At 64.8% G+C, this 18,917-nt stretch carries 16 protein-coding genes; 12 read left to right on the top strand and 4 right to left on the bottom strand.

Annotated features, from left to right (window positions below; translation table 11 throughout):
• Nucleotides 1-17: 17 nt before the first annotated feature.
• Both ubiA and ACWBU6_RS07020 read left to right on the top strand, forming a co-directional pair.
• A complete protein-coding gene (gene ubiA / locus ACWBU6_RS07025; protein ID WP_452649537.1) occupies nt 18-872 on the top strand; it encodes a 4-hydroxybenzoate octaprenyltransferase in 855 nt (284 codons plus the stop codon).
• Between the two features lie 48 nt (nt 873-920).
• Nucleotides 921-1,298 carry a DUF883 family protein gene (locus tag ACWBU6_RS07020; protein ID WP_452648106.1) on the top strand — a complete coding sequence of 126 codons (378 nt, stop codon included), beginning with the start codon at nt 921-923 and terminating at the stop codon, nt 1,296-1,298.
• Here the strand turns inward: ACWBU6_RS07020 and ACWBU6_RS07015 are convergent.
• Nucleotides 1,295-1,669 carry a hypothetical protein gene (locus tag ACWBU6_RS07015; RefSeq protein ID WP_452648105.1) on the bottom strand — a complete coding sequence of 125 codons (375 nt, stop codon included), beginning with the start codon at nt 1,667-1,669 and terminating at the stop codon, nt 1,295-1,297. The two genes, ACWBU6_RS07020 and ACWBU6_RS07015, sit on opposite strands and share 4 nt — an antisense overlap.
• A 20-nt stretch (nt 1,670-1,689) precedes the next feature.
• Here ACWBU6_RS07015 and ACWBU6_RS07010 point away from each other — a divergent pair, with 20 nt between their 5' ends.
• Nucleotides 1,690-2,457 carry a substrate-binding periplasmic protein gene (locus ACWBU6_RS07010; protein WP_452648104.1) on the top strand — a complete coding sequence of 256 codons (768 nt, stop codon included), beginning with the start codon at nt 1,690-1,692 and terminating at the stop codon, nt 2,455-2,457.
• Here the strand turns inward: ACWBU6_RS07010 and ACWBU6_RS07005 are convergent.
• A complete protein-coding gene (locus ACWBU6_RS07005; protein WP_452648103.1) occupies nt 2,433-3,434 on the bottom strand; it encodes a GlxA family transcriptional regulator in 1,002 nt (333 codons plus the stop codon). The genes ACWBU6_RS07010 and ACWBU6_RS07005 overlap by 25 nt on opposite strands.
• A 111-nt stretch (nt 3,435-3,545) precedes the next feature.
• Here ACWBU6_RS07005 and ACWBU6_RS07000 point away from each other — a divergent pair, with 111 nt between their 5' ends.
• Genes ACWBU6_RS07000 through ACWBU6_RS06985 form a run of 4 tightly spaced genes read left to right on the top strand, consistent with a single transcriptional unit; the run spans nt 3,546 to nt 10,606 of the window.
• Complete coding sequence (locus ACWBU6_RS07000) at nt 3,546-4,793, top strand: parallel beta-helix domain-containing protein (protein WP_452648102.1); 1,248 nt, start codon at nt 3,546-3,548, stop codon at nt 4,791-4,793.
• A complete protein-coding gene (locus ACWBU6_RS06995; protein WP_452648101.1) occupies nt 4,793-5,917 on the top strand; it encodes an SO2930 family diheme c-type cytochrome in 1,125 nt (374 codons plus the stop codon). Before ACWBU6_RS07000 ends, ACWBU6_RS06995 begins: the two co-directional genes overlap by 1 nt.
• Before the next feature lie 18 nt (nt 5,918-5,935).
• Entirely contained in the window at nt 5,936-8,329 is a 2,394-nt protein-coding gene (locus ACWBU6_RS06990) for a TonB-dependent receptor (RefSeq protein ID WP_452648100.1), read from the top strand.
• Between the two features lie 45 nt (nt 8,330-8,374).
• Nucleotides 8,375-10,606: an ATP-binding protein gene (locus ACWBU6_RS06985; protein WP_452648099.1), complete on the top strand. Its 2,232-nt coding sequence runs from the start codon at nt 8,375-8,377 to the stop codon at nt 10,604-10,606.
• 6 nt (nt 10,607-10,612) lie between these two features.
• On the opposite strand, the gene proC is transcribed toward ACWBU6_RS06985, so the two are convergent.
• Both proC and ACWBU6_RS06975 read right to left on the bottom strand, forming a co-directional pair.
• Nucleotides 10,613-11,449, bottom strand: coding sequence for a pyrroline-5-carboxylate reductase (gene proC, locus ACWBU6_RS06980; protein WP_452648098.1), 837 nt, complete (start codon nt 11,447-11,449; stop codon nt 10,613-10,615).
• A gap of 4 nt (nt 11,450-11,453) precedes the next feature.
• Nucleotides 11,454-12,161, bottom strand: coding sequence for a YggS family pyridoxal phosphate-dependent enzyme (locus tag ACWBU6_RS06975; RefSeq protein ID WP_452648097.1), 708 nt, complete (start codon nt 12,159-12,161; stop codon nt 11,454-11,456).
• A gap of 56 nt (nt 12,162-12,217) precedes the next feature.
• Here ACWBU6_RS06975 and ACWBU6_RS06970 point away from each other — a divergent pair, with 56 nt between their 5' ends.
• Genes ACWBU6_RS06970 through ACWBU6_RS06950 form a run of 5 tightly spaced genes read left to right on the top strand, consistent with a single transcriptional unit; the run spans nt 12,218 to nt 18,916 of the window.
• Nucleotides 12,218-13,261, top strand: a complete 1,044-nt coding sequence (locus tag ACWBU6_RS06970) for a type IV pilus twitching motility protein PilT (protein ID WP_452648096.1) — start codon at nt 12,218-12,220, stop codon at nt 13,259-13,261.
• 2 nt (nt 13,262-13,263) lie between these two features.
• Nucleotides 13,264-14,400, top strand: coding sequence for a PilT/PilU family type 4a pilus ATPase (locus ACWBU6_RS06965; protein ID WP_452648095.1), 1,137 nt, complete (start codon nt 13,264-13,266; stop codon nt 14,398-14,400).
• A complete protein-coding gene (locus ACWBU6_RS06960; protein ID WP_452648094.1) occupies nt 14,400-14,885 on the top strand; it encodes a glutathione peroxidase in 486 nt (161 codons plus the stop codon). Before ACWBU6_RS06965 ends, ACWBU6_RS06960 begins: the two co-directional genes overlap by 1 nt.
• Before the next feature lie 15 nt (nt 14,886-14,900).
• Nucleotides 14,901-17,936 carry an MHYT domain-containing protein gene (locus tag ACWBU6_RS06955; RefSeq protein WP_452648093.1) on the top strand — a complete coding sequence of 1,012 codons (3,036 nt, stop codon included), beginning with the start codon at nt 14,901-14,903 and terminating at the stop codon, nt 17,934-17,936.
• On the top strand, nt 17,933-18,916 hold the full coding sequence (locus tag ACWBU6_RS06950) for a response regulator (protein ID WP_452648092.1): 984 nt from the start codon (nt 17,933-17,935) through the stop codon (nt 18,914-18,916). The genes ACWBU6_RS06955 and ACWBU6_RS06950 overlap by 4 nt, the downstream gene beginning before the upstream one ends.
• Nucleotide 18,917: the final 1 nt, after the last annotated feature.

The following is an 18,917-nucleotide window of genomic DNA, read 5'->3' as shown; positions in this document are numbered from 1 at the left end:
ATGCGACTACCCCACCCCTGAGCAAACTCGAACTCTATTTCCGCCTGGTGCGGCTGGACAAGCCGATCGGCACCGTGCTGCTGCTGTGGCCGACCCTGGCCGCCTTGTGGCTGGCTTCCGGCGGCGTGCCGGACTGGAAGCTGCTGCTGATCTTCTCGCTGGGCACTTTCCTGATGCGTTCGGCCGGCTGCGCCGTCAACGACTATGCCGACCAGGATTTCGACCGGCACGTCAAGCGCACTGCCGAGCGCCCCATCACCAGCGGCCGCGTCAGCGGCAAGGAAGCGCTGCTGATTGCCGCCGGCCTGTCGCTGCTGGCATTCCTCCTGATCCAGCCGCTCAATACGCTGGTCAAGCAACTGAGCGTGGCGGCACTGCTCATTGCCGGCACCTACCCCTACTTCAAGCGCTTCTTTGCCATCCCCCAGGCCTACCTCGGCATCGCCTTCGGCTTCGGCATGCCGATGGCCTTCGCCGCCGTGCAAAACACGGTGCCGCCGGTGGCTTGGTTGCTGCTGGTGGGCAATGTCTTCTGGGCCGTGGCCTACGATACCGAATACGCCATGGTCGACCGCGACGACGACCTGAAAATCGGCATCAAGACGTCCGCCATCACCTTTGGCCGCTTCGACGTGGCCGCCATCATGCTCTGCTATGGCGTGCACCTGGCCATCCTGCTGGCGGTGGGCCGGCACTTCGGCCTGGGCTGGCCCTTCCTGCTGGGCATGGCGGGCGCGGCTGGCTGCGCGATTTACCACTACTTCCTGATCCGCGGGCGCGAGCGTGCGCCTTGCTTTGCCGCCTTCCGCCACAATAACTACCTCGGCGCCGCTGTCTTCGCAGGTATTGCGCTCGACTACGCGCTGCGCTGACCTATACTGGAATTTACTCCGAGTGCTGTTCACTGAGACGAGGCGATCATGGACCAGACACCACAAACTAGCGCAAAACCAAACGGCGGCGGCGTTGCCAACGGCAAGAGCCACAGCCACAACGAAAGCGCGGAAGCACGCGAAAAGCTGATGGGCGACCTGAAACAGGCCGTGCAGGATGCGGAAACCTGGCTGCGCAATGCCGCCACGGCCAATTCCGAAGACCTGGGCATGGTCAAGGCCAAGTTCGAAGATACCCTGCGCACCGCCAAGCGCGACCTGCTGAAGCTGGAAGACAGCATGATCGCCCGCGGCAAGATGGCAGCCCAGGCCACCGACCACTATGTGCATGACCATCCGTGGAAGTCGGTCGCCACCGGCGCCGCCATCGGTGTGATTGTCGGCCTGCTGATCGCGCGCCGCTAGCGCCCGTTGCGCTTGGCGTCGCCAATGCCATAACTGGCACGCAGTTGCTGCAGCATGTCCTGCTCCCGTTGCCGGAAGCGGTCGGACTGCCGGACCACTTCCCTGCAGCGTAAGGTCGACAGGCGAAAGTCGGAAATGGCGGGCGGCAGGTCCGGATCGAACACCAGCCCGCCCGGCGTATGCAACGCGCCGGCCGGCATGCGCCTGGCGCCATCGACGCTGGCGTAGACGGCATTGCCAGCGCCTGGCGTTGGCCGGTTTGTCCGGCCAGCGCGCCCTCCTGGCGCGCGCCGATCCTGTCGCGAAAGCAAAACACTGTGCAGGCTTTGCATTGCATTGCGGCGCGCGCCGGGGTACAAAGTGGAATCCACTACTCCACCAAGGGGCGCTCGTGAACCGGCGCGATAAGCTTCCCGGCCTGGGCATTTGCAAGTCCGCTGCCGTGCTGGCGGTATGGATGCAGGCAGCCGTGGCCGCCGAAGTCAGCATGGCTTTTGGTGAAAAGATTCCCCCGTTCTGTTTCCCCGAGACGGATTCCGGGATCGAGCTCGACGTGATGCGGGAATCGCTGGCCTTCCGTGGCCACGTGCTGAAGCCACGCTATTACTCGTTTGCCCGCATTCCGGTCGCCTTCAAGGCCGGCGAAGTGGACGCCGCCATGACCGACCTGGGCGAGGACATGAGCAGCTGGGGCGCAAACTATGGCAATCCTGCCGTCATTTACGACAACGTCTTCATTACGCTGAAGGAGCGCCACCTCACGATCACGCGGCCGGAAGATTTGCAGGGCCTTACCGTGATCGCCTTCGTCGGCGCGTCCCGGCGCTATCCCGAGTGGCTCGATGCGGTGCGCAAGGCCGGCCGCTATTACGAGCAGAACGACCAGGCGCTGCAGGTGCTGACGCTCGATCGCGGACGATACGACGTGGTCCTGAGCGACCGGAACATCTTCAAATACTTCACGCTGCAGCTGAAACTAAACAGGTCTTTCAAGCCCAGGCCGGTGGCGGAGCACCCTTTCGTCAAGCTGAACCCGATGGATTACCGCCCCGTATTCCGCGATCCGGCTATCCGCGACGATTTCAACGCCGGCCTGAAGCATTTGAAGGAAAGCGGCCGATTCCAGGCGATCTACTACAGATACCTGGCCGGCGATTGAGCGGCACCGGCGCGATATGCGCTCGGCGTGAGGCCGAACAGCTGGGAAAAGGTGCGGCGCAGCATGGCTTCCGTGCGGAAGCCCGATTGCAGCGCCACCTGCAGCATCGACAGGCCAGGCCGGGCCAGTAATTCCTTCGCATACTCGCCGCGGCAGCGCGCGATGTAGATATGCGGCGGCATGCCCACCGCATGCTGGAAGCGGCGCGAGAAATTGCGCACGCTCATGGCCGTACGCTGCGCCGCGCCCTCCACCGTCAAATCCTGCTTGAAGCAACGCTCGATGTATTCCTGCGCCTGGCGTATGCGCTGGTCGCCATGCTGTTTCAGTCCGGCATTGCGCAGGGCGAGATGGCCCGCGCTCGGCTGGCTGGGCGGATTGGTGTAGCGCGAAAGCTTGTGCGCCACCGCGTCGCCATGGAAATGGCCGACCAGGTAGCTGCAGGCGTCCAGGCAGGGATTGACCGAACCGGCGCTGATGATGCTGCCGTCGATCACCAGGGGCACGTCAGGACTGAAGCGCACATCCGGATAGTGCTGGGCGAAAACGCGCTGATCGGACAGGTTGCCGGTGACCTCGCGGCCATTGAGCAGGCCGGTTTCGGCCAGGATGCGCACGCCGCCCGCCATGCCCACCAGCACCGCGCCGGCGGCATGGGCTTGCAGCAGCCAGGCGCGCAGCGCCGGTGCGATCGGCTGGCGCGCGGCCAGCGGCAGATAGTAGGGCGGCACGATCACGGCGTGCGGCACCGGCATGTCGGCCAGCGTGGCCTCCGGCTGCAATGGCGGGCCGGTGAAGGAGCGCACCGGCGCCGTGCCGATCGCCACCAGGCGCGCCCGGAACAGTTCCGCGGCCCGCAAGTCGGCATTGCGCGCATGCAGGGTGCCGGCAATGGCAAACGCTTCGCGCGCCAGCAGGGCAAGGCCCCCCCAGCAGTCGTCCCCCACATAAATGGCGATAGAAACTGGCGCTCTCATCCTGGCCGATACTAACAGCAGAATTGGCCGATCTTGCACATAACATTTCAACAATGGACAGATATACTGGCTGCGCTGCTGCATCCCTACAACAATAAATGGGAGACATGTATGTATAAAGCCATCGGCGCCCTCGCGCTGTGCGGCCTGCTTTCCGCCTGCTACAAGACGACGCCTTCACTGCCGGCGCCGGCTTCGGCTGCCGACATTGCCTTCCAGAAGCAACTCCAGGAACAACTGCTCGACGCCAAGCCCGGCTCGGTAATCGAGATCCCGGCCGGCAAGTACCAATTCACCAGCGGGCTGCAGCTGCGCGCCGATGGCGTGACCATACGCGGGGCCGGGATGGACAAGACCATCCTGTCCTTCAAGCCGCAAATAACCGGGCCGGAAGGCCTGCTCGTCTACGGCAACAACTTCACCATCGAAGGCTTGACCATTGAGGATTCCAAGGGTGACGGGCTGAAGATCAATGACGGCGACCACATCACGATCCGCAGCGTGAAGGTGCAGTGGACCGGCGGCTCCAAAGTGACCAATGGCGCCTACGGCATCTATCCGGTCAAGACCCAGAATGTGCTGATCGAACACTGCGTGGCCATCGCCGCGTCGGACGCCGGCATCTACGTCGGCCAGTCGCACAACGTGGTGGTGCGTAATTCGCGCGCCGAAGCCAATGTGGCCGGCATCGAAATCGAGAACACCATCAACGCCGACGTATACGACAACGTCGCCACCGGCAATACGGGCGGCATCCTGGTGTTCAATATGCCCAACCTGCAGCAGCCGGGCCACAGCACGCGCGTGTTCAGGAACAAGGTCGCCGAAAACAACCTGGGCAACTTTGCCGCCAAGGGCACGGCAGTGGCCAGCGTGCCGGCCGGTTCGGGCGTGGTGATCAACTCGAATTCGAAGGTCGAGATCTTCGACAACGACATCAGCAACAACCGGACCGCCAACATCATCATTTCCAGCTACCACTCGACCGGCTATTTCACCGAAAAGGGCGTGGCCAAGGATTACGACCCGTATCCGAAGGCGATCTATGTCTACGGCAACCGCTTCCAGGGCGGCGGCGATGCGCCCGACGGACTGGATTTGAAAGCGCTGAAAGTGGCACTGTACGGCCTGTCCGGCCACCTGCCCGACGTGCTATGGGACGGCTACGCCGACCATGCACTGGCCAGGAATGGCGTCATGCCGGCCGAAGCGCGCATCTGCGTACAGGATGGTGCCGAAGTGCTAAATGCCGATGGCCCCAACAAGTACAAGAATCCGAAAGCCGATTCGGCCCCGCACCGCTGCCAGCTGGACAAGCTGCCGCCGGTCACCATCCCTCAACTCAGCTCGCAATCCTGATGAAGCTTGCCGTTCCTGCTATCCGCCCGCTGTGGGCGGCCGGCATGGCGGCGTGCGCGTTCGCTCTCGCGTCCTGCGCCCGCAACCCTGCCCCGCCTGCCGAAGCCGTGAAGTTCATCGCCGAAGGCCGCCCTGAAAAGCTCAGCGAATGGCGGCTGATGGCCGCCAGCGCGGGCCGCCTGGTGCTGAACAAGGAAGTGCTGCCCTATACCCTGAATACGCCGCTGTTCAGCGATTATGCCCACAAGCTGCGCACGGTGTGGATGCCGAAGGGCGTGTCGGCCGCCTACCAGCCCGACACCGCCTTCGACTTTCCGGTCGGGACCATCATCAGCAAGACCTTCTACTACCCGCGCGATGGCCGCAGCAAGGCCGTGCTGGCGACCGACGACAACGGCACCGACGCCACGCTCGACCTGGCCAAGGTCCGGCTGATGGAAACGCGCCTGCTGGTGCGCCGCGAAGCCGGCTGGATCGCCCTGCCCTATGTGTGGAACGAGGCGCAGACCGAGGCCGAACTGAAACGTACCGGCGACCAGGTCCCGATGGAGCTGGTGTCGGCCCGGGGCCGCCAGAAGTTCACCTATGTGGTGCCAAACGTGAACCAGTGCGCCTCCTGCCACGTGGCGGACCTGAAAAGTAAGAAATTCGAGCCACTTGGCCTGAAGGCGCGCCACATCAACCTGGACGGCCAGCTGGAGAAGATGGCGCAGGCAGGCTACCTGAGCGGGGCCCCGGTCGCCGCCGATGTGCCACGCAACGTCGACTGGCGCGACAAGGCGCAGTCGATCGATGCCCGTGCCCGCGCCTACCTCGACATCAATTGCGCCCACTGCCACAACAACAAGGGCACCGCCAACACCACTGCCCTGCACCTGGAAATCGGCGCGCCGGCCGACCGGCACCTGGGCCTGTGCAAACCGCCGGTGGCGGCAGGCGCCGGCACCGGCGGCAACGCATTCGGCATCAATCCCGGCAAGCCCGATGATTCGATCTTCGTATTCCGCCTGCAGTCCAGCGAAACGGGCGTGATGATGCCGGAGCTGGGCCGCACGACTTCGCACAGCGAAGGCGTGGACCTGATCCGCCAATGGATTGCATCGATGAAGGAAAGCTGCAACTGACAATAACGAGGAGACCACATGAAGCTGCGCAAGAAAGTCCTGTCATCCAGCATTTCCAGCGCCCTGCTCGTCTGCAACGGCGCTGCCATGGCCGCCGATCCGGCGCCGAAGGAAGAAACCCATGTGGTGGTCGTCACTGCACAGAACCGCACGCAGCAGGCGCAGGATGTGCCGATCGCGCTGCAGATCATCGGCGCCGACCAGATCGACAAGCTGGCCGCTCCCAACCTGGCCGAGATGAACGGTTATATTCCCGGCCTGTCGGTCAGCGCCGAGCAGCCGACCCAGCCTTCGATGTCGCTGCGCGGCATCGGCACCGGCGATTTCGGCATCGGCACCGATGCCCCGGTCGGCATGTACATCGATGGCGTCTACGCCGGCAAGACCGGCGGCGCAGTGATGAACTTCAACGACGTGCAGCGCATCGAAGTATTGAAAGGGCCGCAAGGCACGCTGTTCGGCCGCAACAGCGCGGCCGGCGCCATCTCGGTCGTGACGCGCGAGCCGGGCCGCGACAAGGAACTGGAAGCGCGCCTGCGCTACGGCCGCTTCCACACACGCAACGTGGAGTTGCTGGCCAATACCCCGCTCGGCGACACGACGGCGCTGCGCATCACCGCCGTGCACCACGGCAGCGACGGCTGGCTGAAAGATGCGGCTACCGGCGCCAGGCTGCAGCACGGTACCGACAACGGCGTGCGCGCCACCCTGCGCTGGGATGCCCCGGCGCGCGCCAAGGTGCTGCTGGCGGTGGAAGCGGAAAAACTCGACCACATGGCGCGTCCCGCCATCGGCCTGGTGGCCGGCGTGCCGGTGGTGCCGTCCGATCCATCCACCTATCTCGATCCGCGCACGGCGCCGGTCTATAACGATGCCATGAACAATGGCGAAACGCGCGATTTCAGGGGCAGCACGCTGCGCATCGAAGTGCCACTGGGCTGGGCCACCTTGAACGCCACCACCGGCTACCGCCGCTTCGATTCGCGCAACCGGCAGGACAACGACGGCACCAGGCTGCCGACCCATTACGTCGATACGGAAAATTCGGAACGCAACCGAAGCTGGCAGCAGGAGTTCCGCCTGTCCGGCAATACCGGCCCGGCCGACTGGGTGACCGGCCTGAGTTTCTATCACGAGAAGGCGAAGCAGACCAGCCAGGTCAACACCAACACCAACACCCTGGACACCATTTTCGGCAACGTCGCCAGCTTCCCCGTTTTCAGCCTGCTGGAAGGGGCAGCCGCGGCCGTCGACATCCCTGCCGGCCTGCTGGGCAACCCGTGGCAGGAGAACATGCACGTCGAAGGCCGTTTCAAGGCGAGCGCAATCTACGGCGACGTCATCTGGCACCTGGCGCCGAAGCTGAACCTGACCACCGGCGTGCGCTACACGCGCGACGACAAGCGCTTTAGCTGGTACAGCCCGCCGCGCACCGCAGCTGGCCTGGACCAGGGCATCGACCGCCTGCAAAACCTCGGCTTCTTCGACGCACTGGTCGCCATGGGCGCCCTCACGCCGGAACAATTGATGATGGCGCTGGGCGCGATGACCCAGAACATCGAGTTCACCAGCGCCGGAGCCGGCACGGCCCCGCTCTCCAGGAAGAACAAGTGGAACGACACCAGCCCGCGTGCAGTGCTCGACTACAAGCTCAATGACGACATGATGGTCTACGGCTCGCTCGCCAAGGGCTACCAGGCGGGCGGCTTCAACGCGCTGCAGGTGAACGCCACCTACGAACCGGAAAAGGTGTGGAATGCCGAAATCGGGATGAAGAACTACTACCGCCAGTACAAGCTGCTGGTGAACGCCTCGCTGTACAAATACAAGTTCAGCAACCTGCAATCGCTGGCCCTGGTGAACAACGGCTCGGCCATTCCGACCTACCAGGTCACCAGCAGCGACCAGGAAGCCCACGGCCTGGACTTCGAGATGCGCTGGCAGCCGGTGCGCGACCTGCGTCTGAACATGAGCACCGCCTATATCGACCAGACCTACAAGACCTTCACCACCAGCGACGGCATCCGGCTCGATGGCCAGCCGGTCGGCACGCCGAAGTGGACCACCGCGCTCGGCGCCGATTACTGGGTGCGCAATGTGGCGGGCGGCGACCTGAACTTCACGCTGCAGCACGCCTACACCGGCGCCACCCGCTGCAATGCCGATGCGCTGCAGGGTGCCTGCCTCACCACGCCGCGCTTTCGCGTGGGCGGCGCCACCCAGCGCACCGACTTCCGCGCCGGCTATGAAGCGGCCAGCCACCAATGGGCGGTGGCGTTGTATGCCAACAACCTTTTCGACAAGCGCTACGTGACCAGTATTGGCAATATGACCACAGGCTTGCTGGGTACGCCCTATGCGATGGTCAATTCGCCGCGCCAGGTCGGGGTCGAACTTCGCTTGAACATGTGACGGTTATAGTAAAATCAACCCCTTATCTAAAACTTTTATGTTGCAATGTTCGTCCCCGCCAAGAGTTCTCCCGCCAACCCGGACCGGCCCGCGCAGTACGACGGGCCGGGGGATTTCATCTCGCGGCGGCTCGACGGCCTGAACGAACAGGCCGAATGCCTGCAGTCGTGGCGCGACAACCTGCTGAACGGCTTGTGCGCCGTAGCCTTCTTCCTTGGCCTGCTGGTAGCAGTGCCCAGTGTCGTCGGCAGCATGAAGATGAACCATTGGCCGCTGATCGTGAGCGATATCGTCGCCCTGCTGTGCGTCGGCGCCCTGTATTTCTGCCGCTCCCCCTCTTTCCGTTTCCGCGCCCTGGCATTCCTGGCCATCAGCTACCTGCTGGCAGTCGTCCAGCTGTTCTCGGTGGGCCCGCTGGTCCAGCCCTACCTGCTCGCCGTGCCGATCCTGTGCACCGTGCTGCTCGGCATGCGGCCCGCCATGGCCGCCCTGCTCTGGTGCAGCGCCACCCTGTTCGTGGTGGGCTACTTTGGCGGCATCGATCCGGGCTTGAGCAATGTTTTTGTCAGCATGCTGATGCACTGGTCGCTGGTATCGCTCAATTTCACCCTGGTGGCAGCAGTGCTGGTGGTGTCCTGCGCCTACCTGCTGCATGGCCTGGACGGGGCACTGGCGCGCCAGCGCACGGTACAGCAAGCGCTGGAGCAGCAGGTTACCGCCCTTCAGGCACGCGACCTGGAGCTGCGCGAATCGACGGCCGCGCGCAAGGCGGCCGAGGAATCGAACGAGCAGAAATCGGAATTCCTGGCCATGATCAGCCACGAGGTGCGCACCCCGCTGGGCGGCGTGATCGGCATGCTGCAGCTGGCCAAGAAAGACCGCAGCTTGTCGGCGGAAACGCGCAACAAGCTGCGCATCGGCCTGGGCAACGCCGAAGTGCTGCTGCACATTATTAACGACATCCTCGATTTCTCGCGCCTGGAGGCAGGCAAGATGCCGTTCGAGAGCATCGACTTCGATCTGCCTGCCCTGCTGCGCGACGTGGCGGCGCTGCTGGCCGATCGCGCCGAAACCAAGGGTATTTCGCTGGTGGCCGAGATCGACCCGGCCTTGCCGCGCTGGTGGCGCGGCGATCCGGTGCGGCTGCGGCAGGTAGTCATGAACCTGGTCGGCAATGGCGTCAAGTTCACCGAGCGCGGCGAAGTGCGGATGACTGCCGGGGTGGCGCAAGGCGGCGGCATCGCGCTGGCGGTCAGCGATACCGGCATCGGCATCGAGCCCGATGCTATTTCCCGCCTGTTCCGCAAATTCGAACAAGCCAATGCCGCCACGTCGCGCAAATACGGCGGCGCCGGCCTGGGCCTGGCAATCTGCAAGAACATCGTCGACGCCATGGGCGGCACGATCGAGGTGCGCAGCGAACGCGGCACCGGCAGCGTGTTCGAAGTGCGCCTGCCGCTTCAAGCGGGCCAGCCGGCAGCCGAGCGGGTGCTGGAAACGCGCGCGCCGCATGCGGCGCGCCTGCAGGTCCTGTGTGCGGAAGACGGCAGCACCAACCAGATCATCCTGCGCGAACTGCTGGGCGAAATGGGTCACGCCGTCACCATCGCGGAAGATGGCGCCGCCGCACTGGCGCGCCTGGCGGAGCGCGACTTCGACCTGGTGATCATGGATAGCCGCATGCCGCGCATGGACGGCATTGCCGCCCTGCGCCTGCTGCGCGCCGGTGCGGCCGGCGTGCGCCAGCCGTCGATACCGGTGATCGCGCTGACCGCCAATGCGGCAGCCGAAGAACGCGAGCGCTTCATGGAAGCCGGCGCCAATGGCTTCCTGCCCAAGCCGATCGACGAAGCGAACCTGCACGCCGAGATCGGCCGCCATGCCGGCTTGCTGCTGCACGCGCCGCGCCAGGCCGAGCTTGACGCCATGTTCGGCACCGCCGGCGCCAGCGCCGCGCCTGTCCCCGCCCGCGCCTTGAGCCCAGCCGCCTGCGCCGCCTTCATGCAGGAAGGGCCACGCCAGCTGGCCGCCATCCGGCAAGGCATCCAGTGTGCCGATATGGCGGCCATCAGCCTGAACGCGCACAGCCTGCAAGGCAGCGCCGGCCTGTTCGGTGCGCGCGAACTGAGCGCCCTGTGCGGCCTGGTCGAAATGCTGGCCGATGGCGGCAAGATCGAGCGCATCCCGCCGCTGCTCGCCGAGGTGGAAAGCGAACTGGCGGCACTGCTGGCCAGCCTGGCCCAAACTGCCGCCAAAGCCAGCCTGGCGCCGGCCTGACGCCCCTTAGCCGGCTGCGCCGAGCTGCTCGCCCAGCTCCTTGCCGCGCGCGGCGGCGGCCTTGACGGCAGTAATGATGGCAGCCTTGACGCCGCCCGCTTCCATGCTGGCCAGCGCAGCGTAGGTGGTGCCGCCCTTCGACGTCACTTTTTCGCGCAGCACCGGCACCGGGTCAGGCGACTGCAGCGCCAACTGGGCCGCGCCGCTGAAGGTGGCCAGGGCCAGCTCCTTGCCTTGTTGCGCAGTCAGTCCCAGTTCCTCGGCCGCCTGCTGCATTGCTTCGATAAAGTAAAACACATAAGCCGGCCCGCTACCGGAAACGGCCGTCACCGCATCGATGCTCGCTTCATCGTCCAGCCATACGGTGCTGCCGACGGCGCGCAGGATCTGGTCGGCCGCGTCGCGCTGCTGGGCGCTGACGCCGGAAGACGCCACCATGCCGGTCACACCCATGCCGATCAGGGCCGGGGTATTCGGCATGGTACGCACGATGGCCTGGTAGCCGCCCAGCCAGCGCGACAGGTCGGCAGCACGGATGCCGGCCGCGATCGACAGCACCAGCGGCGAACGGCCGGCCGCCTGCGCCGCCTGCAGCAGCGGCAGCAATTGCTGTGTCACTTCATGCATCACTTGCGGTTTGACCGCCAGCACCAGCACTTCGGCTGCCGCCACCGGCTCGCCCGCCGAGTCCGCCACGCTCACGCCGTATTCCTGGCGCAGCTTCTCGAGCGAGGCCGGGTTCGGGTCCACCACGTGGATATTCGCCCCAGGCGTCAGCTTGCCGGCCAGGCCGGCGATCAGCGCAGCGGCCATATTCCCGCCGCCGATAAATGCAATCTTCATCACCTTATCCTTTGTTGTAGTCGCGGGCGCCAAAAATGGCGCTGCCGACGCGCACAATGGTCGCCCCTTCATGGATGGCAGCGCGCATGTCGGCCGACATGCCCATCGACAGCGTGTCGAGCGCCATGCCTTCGGCGCGCAGTTGATCGTAGAGTTCACGCAGCACGCGGAAAGCCGCGCACTGCCTGTCGAAATCGTCTTCCGGCTCGGGGATGGCCATCAGGCCGCGCAAGACAAGACGCGGCAATGCGGCCACGGTACGGGCCAGCGCTGCCGCGTCGGCGGGCAGCACGCCGCTTTTGCTGGCCTCCCCGCTGGTATTGACCTGGATGCACACCTGCATGGGGTGCAGGCCTGCCGGCCGCTGCTCGCTCAGGCGCTGGGCGATCTTTTCGCGTTCAATCGTGTGCACCCAATCGAAGTTTTCGGCTATAAGACGCGTCTTATTGCTCTGGATTGGTCCTATGAAATGCCACTCCAACGGCGTGCAGCCGCGCATTCTGGCCAGCTGGTGGATCTTGTCCACACCTTCCTGCACATAGTTTTCACCGAAAGCACGCTGCCCCGCCAGCACCGCCTGGAAAACTGCCTGTGCCGGGAAGGTCTTGGAAACGGCCAGCAGCTGCACTTCGTTGGGCGCGCGCCGCGCTTCGCGTGCGGCAACGTTAATTGCTTCAGTAACAACTTGCAAGTTGTGGGCTATTGTGGACATAATCGAATGAGACAGGGCCAAGCTTTTTGGCTATTGAAAAAGCACAGGGATTATAAATGGACATTTCCGAACTTCTCGCATTCTCCGTTAAAAACAAGGCATCCGACTTGCACCTGTCAGCAGGCTTGCCGCCGATGATCCGCGTGCACGGCGACGTGCGCCGCATCAACCTGCCGCCGCTGGAGCACAAGGACGTGCACGGCATGATCTATGACATCATGAACGATGGCCAGCGCAAGGCATATGAAGAGATGCTGGAATGCGACTTCTCGTTCGCCATTCCTGGCCTGGCGCGTTTCCGCGTCAACGCCTACAACCAGGAGCGCGGCGCCGCAGCCGTGCTGCGTACCATTCCTTCCAAGATTCTCTCGCTGGAAGAGTTGAATGCGCCGAAGATCTTCGCCGACTTCGCACTGAAGCCGCGCGGCCTGGTGCTGGTGACCGGCCCGACCGGCTCCGGCAAGTCGACCACGCTGGCAGCGATGATCAACCACCTCAACGAAAACGAGTACGGCCACATCCTGACCATCGAGGACCCGATCGAATTCGTGCACGAATCGAAGAAGTGCCTGATCAACCAGCGCGAAGTGGGCCCGCACACGCTGTCGTTCAACAACGCGCTGCGCTCGGCGCTGCGGGAAGACCCGGACGCCATCCTGGTGGGCGAATTGCGCGACCTGGAAACCATCCGCCTGGCGCTGTCGGCGGCGGAAACCGGCCACCTGGTGTTCGGCACCCTGCACACCTCCTCGGCCGCGAAAACCATCGACCGTATCATCGACGTGTTCCCGGCGGAAGAAAAGGAAATGGTGCGCGCCATGCTGTCCGAATCGCTGCAGGCCGTCATTTCCCAGACCCTGCTCAAAACCAAGGACGGTTCGGGCCGTGTCGCCGCGCACGAGATCATGATTGGTACCCCGGCAATCCGCAACCTGATCCGCGAAGCCAAGATCGCACAGATGTATTCCTCGATCCAGACCGGCAACAGCGTCGGCATGCAGACGCTGGACCAGAACCTGACGGACCTGATCCGTCGCAATATGATCTCCCCGGCCGCGGCGCGCGCAGCGGCCAAGATCCCAGAAAACTTCCCAGGCTAATCATGGAACGCGACCAGGCTTCAAAATTCATGTTCGACTTGCTGCGCCTGATGGTCAGCAAGAAGGGCTCCGACTTATTCATCACCGCCGGCTTCCCGCCGGCCATCAAGATCGACGGCAAGATGACGCCCGTGTCGGCGCAGGCGCTGACACCGGCCCACACGGCCGACCTGGCCCGCTCGATCATGAACGACAAGCAAACCGCTTCCTTCGAGCAGACCAAGGAAGCCAACTTCGCGATCAGCCCGGGCGACCTGGGCCGCTTCCGTGTCTCGGCCTTCGTGCAAATGAGCTCCGTGGGCATGGTGCTGCGTACCATCAACAGCTCGATCCCGGAGTTCGACGAACTGGGCCTGCCGCCGGTGCTGAAGGATGTGATCATGTCCAAGCGCGGCCTGGTGATCATGGTCGGCGCGACCGGTTCCGGTAAATCGACCACGCTGGCGGCCATGGTGGGCCACCGCAATGCCAACAGCTACGGCCACATCATCACCATCGAAGACCCGGTGGAATTCGTGCACCCGCACCGCAACTGCATCATCACGCAGCGCGAAGTGGGCGTCGATACCGAGGACTGGGAAGTGGCGCTGAAGAACACCCTGCGCCAGGCGCCGGACGTGATCCAGATCGGCGAGATCCGCGACCGCCAGACCATGGACCACGCCATCGCCTTCGCCGAAACCGGCCACCTGGCGCTGGCCACCCTGCACGCCAACAGCTCCAACCAGGCGCTGGACCGTATCATCAACTTCTTCCCGGAAGAGCGCCGCCAGCAGCTGCTGATGGACTTGTCGCTCAACCTGAAGGGCATGATTTCGCAGCGCCTGATCCCGAAAAAAGACGCCAAGGGCCGTGCCGTGGCGGTGGAGATCATGCTGAACTCCCCGCTGATCGCCGACCTGATCTTCAAGGGTCAGGTGCACGAAATCAAGGAACTGATGAAGCGCTCGCGCGAGCTGGGCATGCAGACTTTCGACCAGGCCCTATTCGACCTGTACGAAGCCGGCCAGATCACCTACGAAGATGCGCTGCGCAACGCCGACTCGGTCAACGACCTGCGCCTGGCCATCAAGCTGGAATCGAAGGAAGCGAAAAACCGCGACCTGGCAGCCGGCACCGAGCACCTGGGGATCATCTGATGACCTCTGTTTACGACTTCAGCGCCGACAGCCTGTCAGGCCAGCACGTGGACCTGAAGCAGTACCAGGGCAAGGTGCTGCTGATCGTGAACACCGCCAGCAAATGCAGCTTCACGCCGCAGTACCAGGGGCTGGAAGAACTGCACAAGCAGTTCGCCGGCCAGTCCTTCGAGGTGCTGGGCTTCCCCTGCAACCAGTTCGGCCAGCAGGAGCCCGGCAACGCCGACGAGATCGGCGCCTTCTGCGAAAGGAATTTTGGCGTCACCTTCCCGCTGTTCGCCAGGATCGAGGTCAACGGCGACAACGCCCACCCGCTGTACCAGCACCTGAAAAAGAACGCGCCGGGCATCCTCGGCACGGAAAGCATCAAGTGGAACTTCACCAAGTTCCTGGTACGCAAGGACGGCAGCGTCCACGACCGCTATGCGCCGGCCACCAAGCCTGCCGACCTGGCAGACCAGATCAGGAAGCTGTTAGCGCAATAAGGAGGGCGCGCCGTCATGGGCGAGATCAAGCACTTCTTGATCCAGCTATTTTCCCCGCCTGCTGACCCGGCGCTACTCACTGACGGGATTTACGCCCCCTCGCTGGTCATCCTGTCGCTGCTGGTGGCGAGTTTTTCGTCCGCCATGGGCTTGCAGATGGCCGGCCAGGCGGCGCGCAGCAGCAAGCGCATGCTGCGCCTGGCCGCGCTGGTGACCGGCAGCCTGGCCCTCGGCAGCGGCGTGTGGGCCATGCACTTCATCGGCATGCTGGCCTTTAACCTGTGCACGCCGGTCTCCTACGATCCTTCCATCACCCTGCTGTCGATGCTGCCCAGCATCGCCGCCTCCACCGTCGCCCTGTCGCTGCTCAGCCGCCATCGTATCGGCCTGCGCAGCCTGCTGGTGGGCGGCGTCCTGGTCGGCGCCGGCATCGGCGCCATGCACTACACGGGGATGGCAGCCATGCGCTCGGCGCTGCAACTGCGCTATGACCCGTGGATGTTCGCCCTGTCCATCGTGGTCGCCGTCGCGCTGGCCACCCTGGCGCTGTGGGTGCGCTTTGGCTTGCAGGGCCTGCAGGGTGTGCGCCGGCGCCTGGGACAAAGCGGCACGACCGCGCTGGCGGGCCTGATCATGGGCTGCGCCATCTCCGGCATGCACTATACCGGCATGGCGGCCGCGCGCTTCGTCGGCCGCGTTCCGCTCGACCCGGCAAGCGGCATCGCCAACGCCGGCTTCCTGGCGCTCGCAGTGACCCTGACCACGGCGCTGCTGACGGCGCTGGTGGTGTTCGCCAACGGCATGCTGCGCTACCGCGCCCTGTTCCACCACGTCAGCGACCTGGAACAGGCGCTGCGTGCCAGCGAAGAACAATTGCGCTCGCTGGTCACCAATATTCCGGGCATTACTTTCCGCTGCCGCAACGCACCGGGCTGGCCGCTGGTATTTGTCAGCGACGCCATCGAAGCGATGACCGGCTATCCGCCATCCGACTTCCTGGGCGATCCGCCCAAGCGCCTGTTCGGCGAGCTGGTGCACCCGGACGACCTGCCGGGCGTGCTGCAGGGCGCGCGCAGCGCGGTCGAACAGCGCCGCGCCTTCACGCTGGAATACCGCATCATCCACCGCGACGGCAGCGTCCACTGGTTCTGGGGCAACGGCAACGTGGTGCTCGGCCCGAGCGGCGAGGTCGAACTGCTGGACGGCGTGGTGCTCGACATCAGCAACCGGCGCTTGATGGAACAGGACCTGCGCATTGCCAAGGAGCGCGCCGAGCAGGCCGCCGCCGCGCGCGCCGCCTTCCTGGCCAATATGAGCCATGAAATCCGCACGCCGATGAATTCCATCCTCGGCTTCACCGACGTGCTGCTGCACGGCGAACTGACCGCGGTGCAGCGGCGCCACCTCGACACGGTGCGCAATGCCGGCCGTTCGCTGCTGCGCCTGTTGAATGCCATCCTCGATACGGCCAAGCTGGATAAGGGCGCGGTGGAACTTGAGCTGCACGATTTCAGCCTGCTGGCATTGGCGGACGAACTGTCTTCCACCATGGGCAACGCTGCCAAGGCCAAGGGCCTGTCGATGTCGCTGCACTACGACCCCGCCCTGCCGAACTGGATCCACGGCGACGAACTGCGCGTGCGGCAGGTGCTGACCAATCTGCTGGACAACGCGATCAAGTTCACCAGCCAGGGCGGCGTGTCGCTGGCAGTAAATGCCGCGCGCGAAGGCGAGCGGCGCCTGCTGCATTTCGCCATCAGCGACACTGGCATCGGCATCGCGCCCGACCGCATGCCGGCCATCTTCGAGCCCTTCGTGCAGGCCGACGCCTCGATGAACCGCCGCTTTGGCGGCACCGGGCTGGGCACCACCATCTGCAAGCAGCTGGTGGAGCTGATGGGCGGCCGCCTGTGGGCCGAGAGCACCCCAGGACGAGGCAGCACCTTCCACCTCATGCTGCCCCTGCTGGCGGCGCGCGACGAGGCGGTGCGCAGCGCCGTAGCGCCAATCTTGCTGCCGCCGATGCATATCCTGGCTGCCGACGACGTGCCGCAGAACCTGGAAGTGCTGATGCTGCTGCTGGCAAAGCTTGGCCACACGGTCACCGGCGCCAGCGACGGCGCCATGGCAGCGCAGCTGGCCTCGGAGGCGCAGTTCGACGCCATCCTCATGGACGTCCAGATGCCCGGCATGGACGGCCTGGAAGCCACGCGCCGCATCCGCGCCGACGAAGCGGCCAGCGGCCGCAAGCGCACCCCGGTCATCGCCATGACGGCCAGCGTGCTGGAACGCGACCGCGACGCCACGCGCGAGGCAGGCATGGACGGTTTCACCACTAAGCCGGTGGAGGTGGCCGTGCTGACACAGGAACTGGCGCGCGTGCTGGGCATGCCCGCCGGCGCGCCGCAGCTGGCGCCGGCCGCCGTTGCGGCGCGCGGCATGGTGCTGAATGCCGAGAAAGGCCTGGCGCGCTGGGCCGGCCAGCGTGACGCCTACCAGCGTGCGCTGCGGCGTTTTGCGCACGACTACGAAAACGCGGAGCAGGAGCTCAGGTCCGCATTTGCGGCTGGCCGGCATGCAGCTTGCGCAGCCCTGGCGCACCGGCTGCGTGGCGCCGCGGCCAATCTTGGCATGGAACAATTGGCCGACGCACTGTGGCGGCTGGAGACCGGCTTGCAGGCGCAGGACGGCCGCGCGGCGCAGCCCGAGCTGCTGGAACAGGGGGTGCTGCGCTTGACGGATGCGCTGGCTGCCGTGTGGGCGCAGGACGATGCCGACGATGCCGGCGCCTTGGCTGCCGAAGGCCCTGCCGCACCGCTCGACCTGGAACGGGTGCAGGCGATGGGCAAGGCCATGCTGCATTCCCTCGAGCGCGGCAGCTTCAACCAGCAGGAACTGGCGCAACTGGCCGCCGTCCTGCGCGGCTGTGTTGCCGATGACCGCCTGCTGGACTTGCAGCGCGCGCTGGACGACTTCGATTTCGCTGCCGCACGCGACGCATTGCAAACGCTGCTTGACGATTGCCTGGACACGCAAAGGAAAACGCAATGACCCGACAAGCCACTGTGCTTGCCGTCGATGACGAATCGACCAACCTGCAGCTGCTGCGGCAGATCCTGCAGGAGCGGTACCGCCTGCTGTTTGCCAAGGATGGCGCGCGGGCCATCGAACTGGCCGTCAACGAGAAACCCGACCTGATCCTGCTGGATGTGATGATGCCCGAGATGACGGGCTACGACGTATGCCGGGTGTTGAAGGCCAATGCCGCCACCAGCAATATCCCGGTGATCTTCGTCACCGCGCTGAGCGATTCGACCGACGAGGTGGACGGCTTCGAGGCCGGTGCCGTGGACTTCATCAGCAAGCCTGTGAGCCCGGCCGTGGTCAAGGCCCGCGTCAAGCTGCACCTGTCCATGGTGCGCATGGAGGAATTGCGCGCCAGCCGCCTGGCCATCGTGCAGCGGCTTGGCTTGGCTGCCGAGTACAAGGACAACGAAACCGGCCTGCACGTGATCCGCATGAGCCACTACGCGCGCCTGCTCGGCGCCGCGGCCGGATTCGACGAGCAGGAAGCCGACGACCTGTTCATTTCGGCGCCGATGCACGATATCGGCAAGATCGGCATCCCCGACAACATCCTGCAAAAGCCGGGCCGCCTGACGCCGGAAGAATACGCGGTCATGCAAACCCACCCCGGCATCGGCGCCCACATCATCGGCCACCATGAAAGCGGCATGCTGGCCATGGCGCACGACGTCGCGCTGTCCCATCATGAAAAGTGGGACGGCACCGGCTATCCCAACCGCCTGGCTGGCGAAGACATCCCGCTGGCGGGCCGCATCGTCGCGGTAGCCGACGTATTCGATGCGCTGACCTCCGTGCGTCCCTATAAGGCAGCGTGGAAGCTGGAAGATGCCTGCGCCTGGATGCGGGACCAGCGCGGCCGGCATTTCGAGCCGCGCCTGGTGGACCTGTTCCTCGGCCAGTTGCCCGAGGTGACGCGCATCATGGACAAGTGGGCGGAGCGTTGAA

This window comes from Pseudoduganella sp. HUAS MS19, from assembly GCF_053615455.1.
This window is presented reverse-complemented; position numbering and strand designations above follow the sequence as displayed.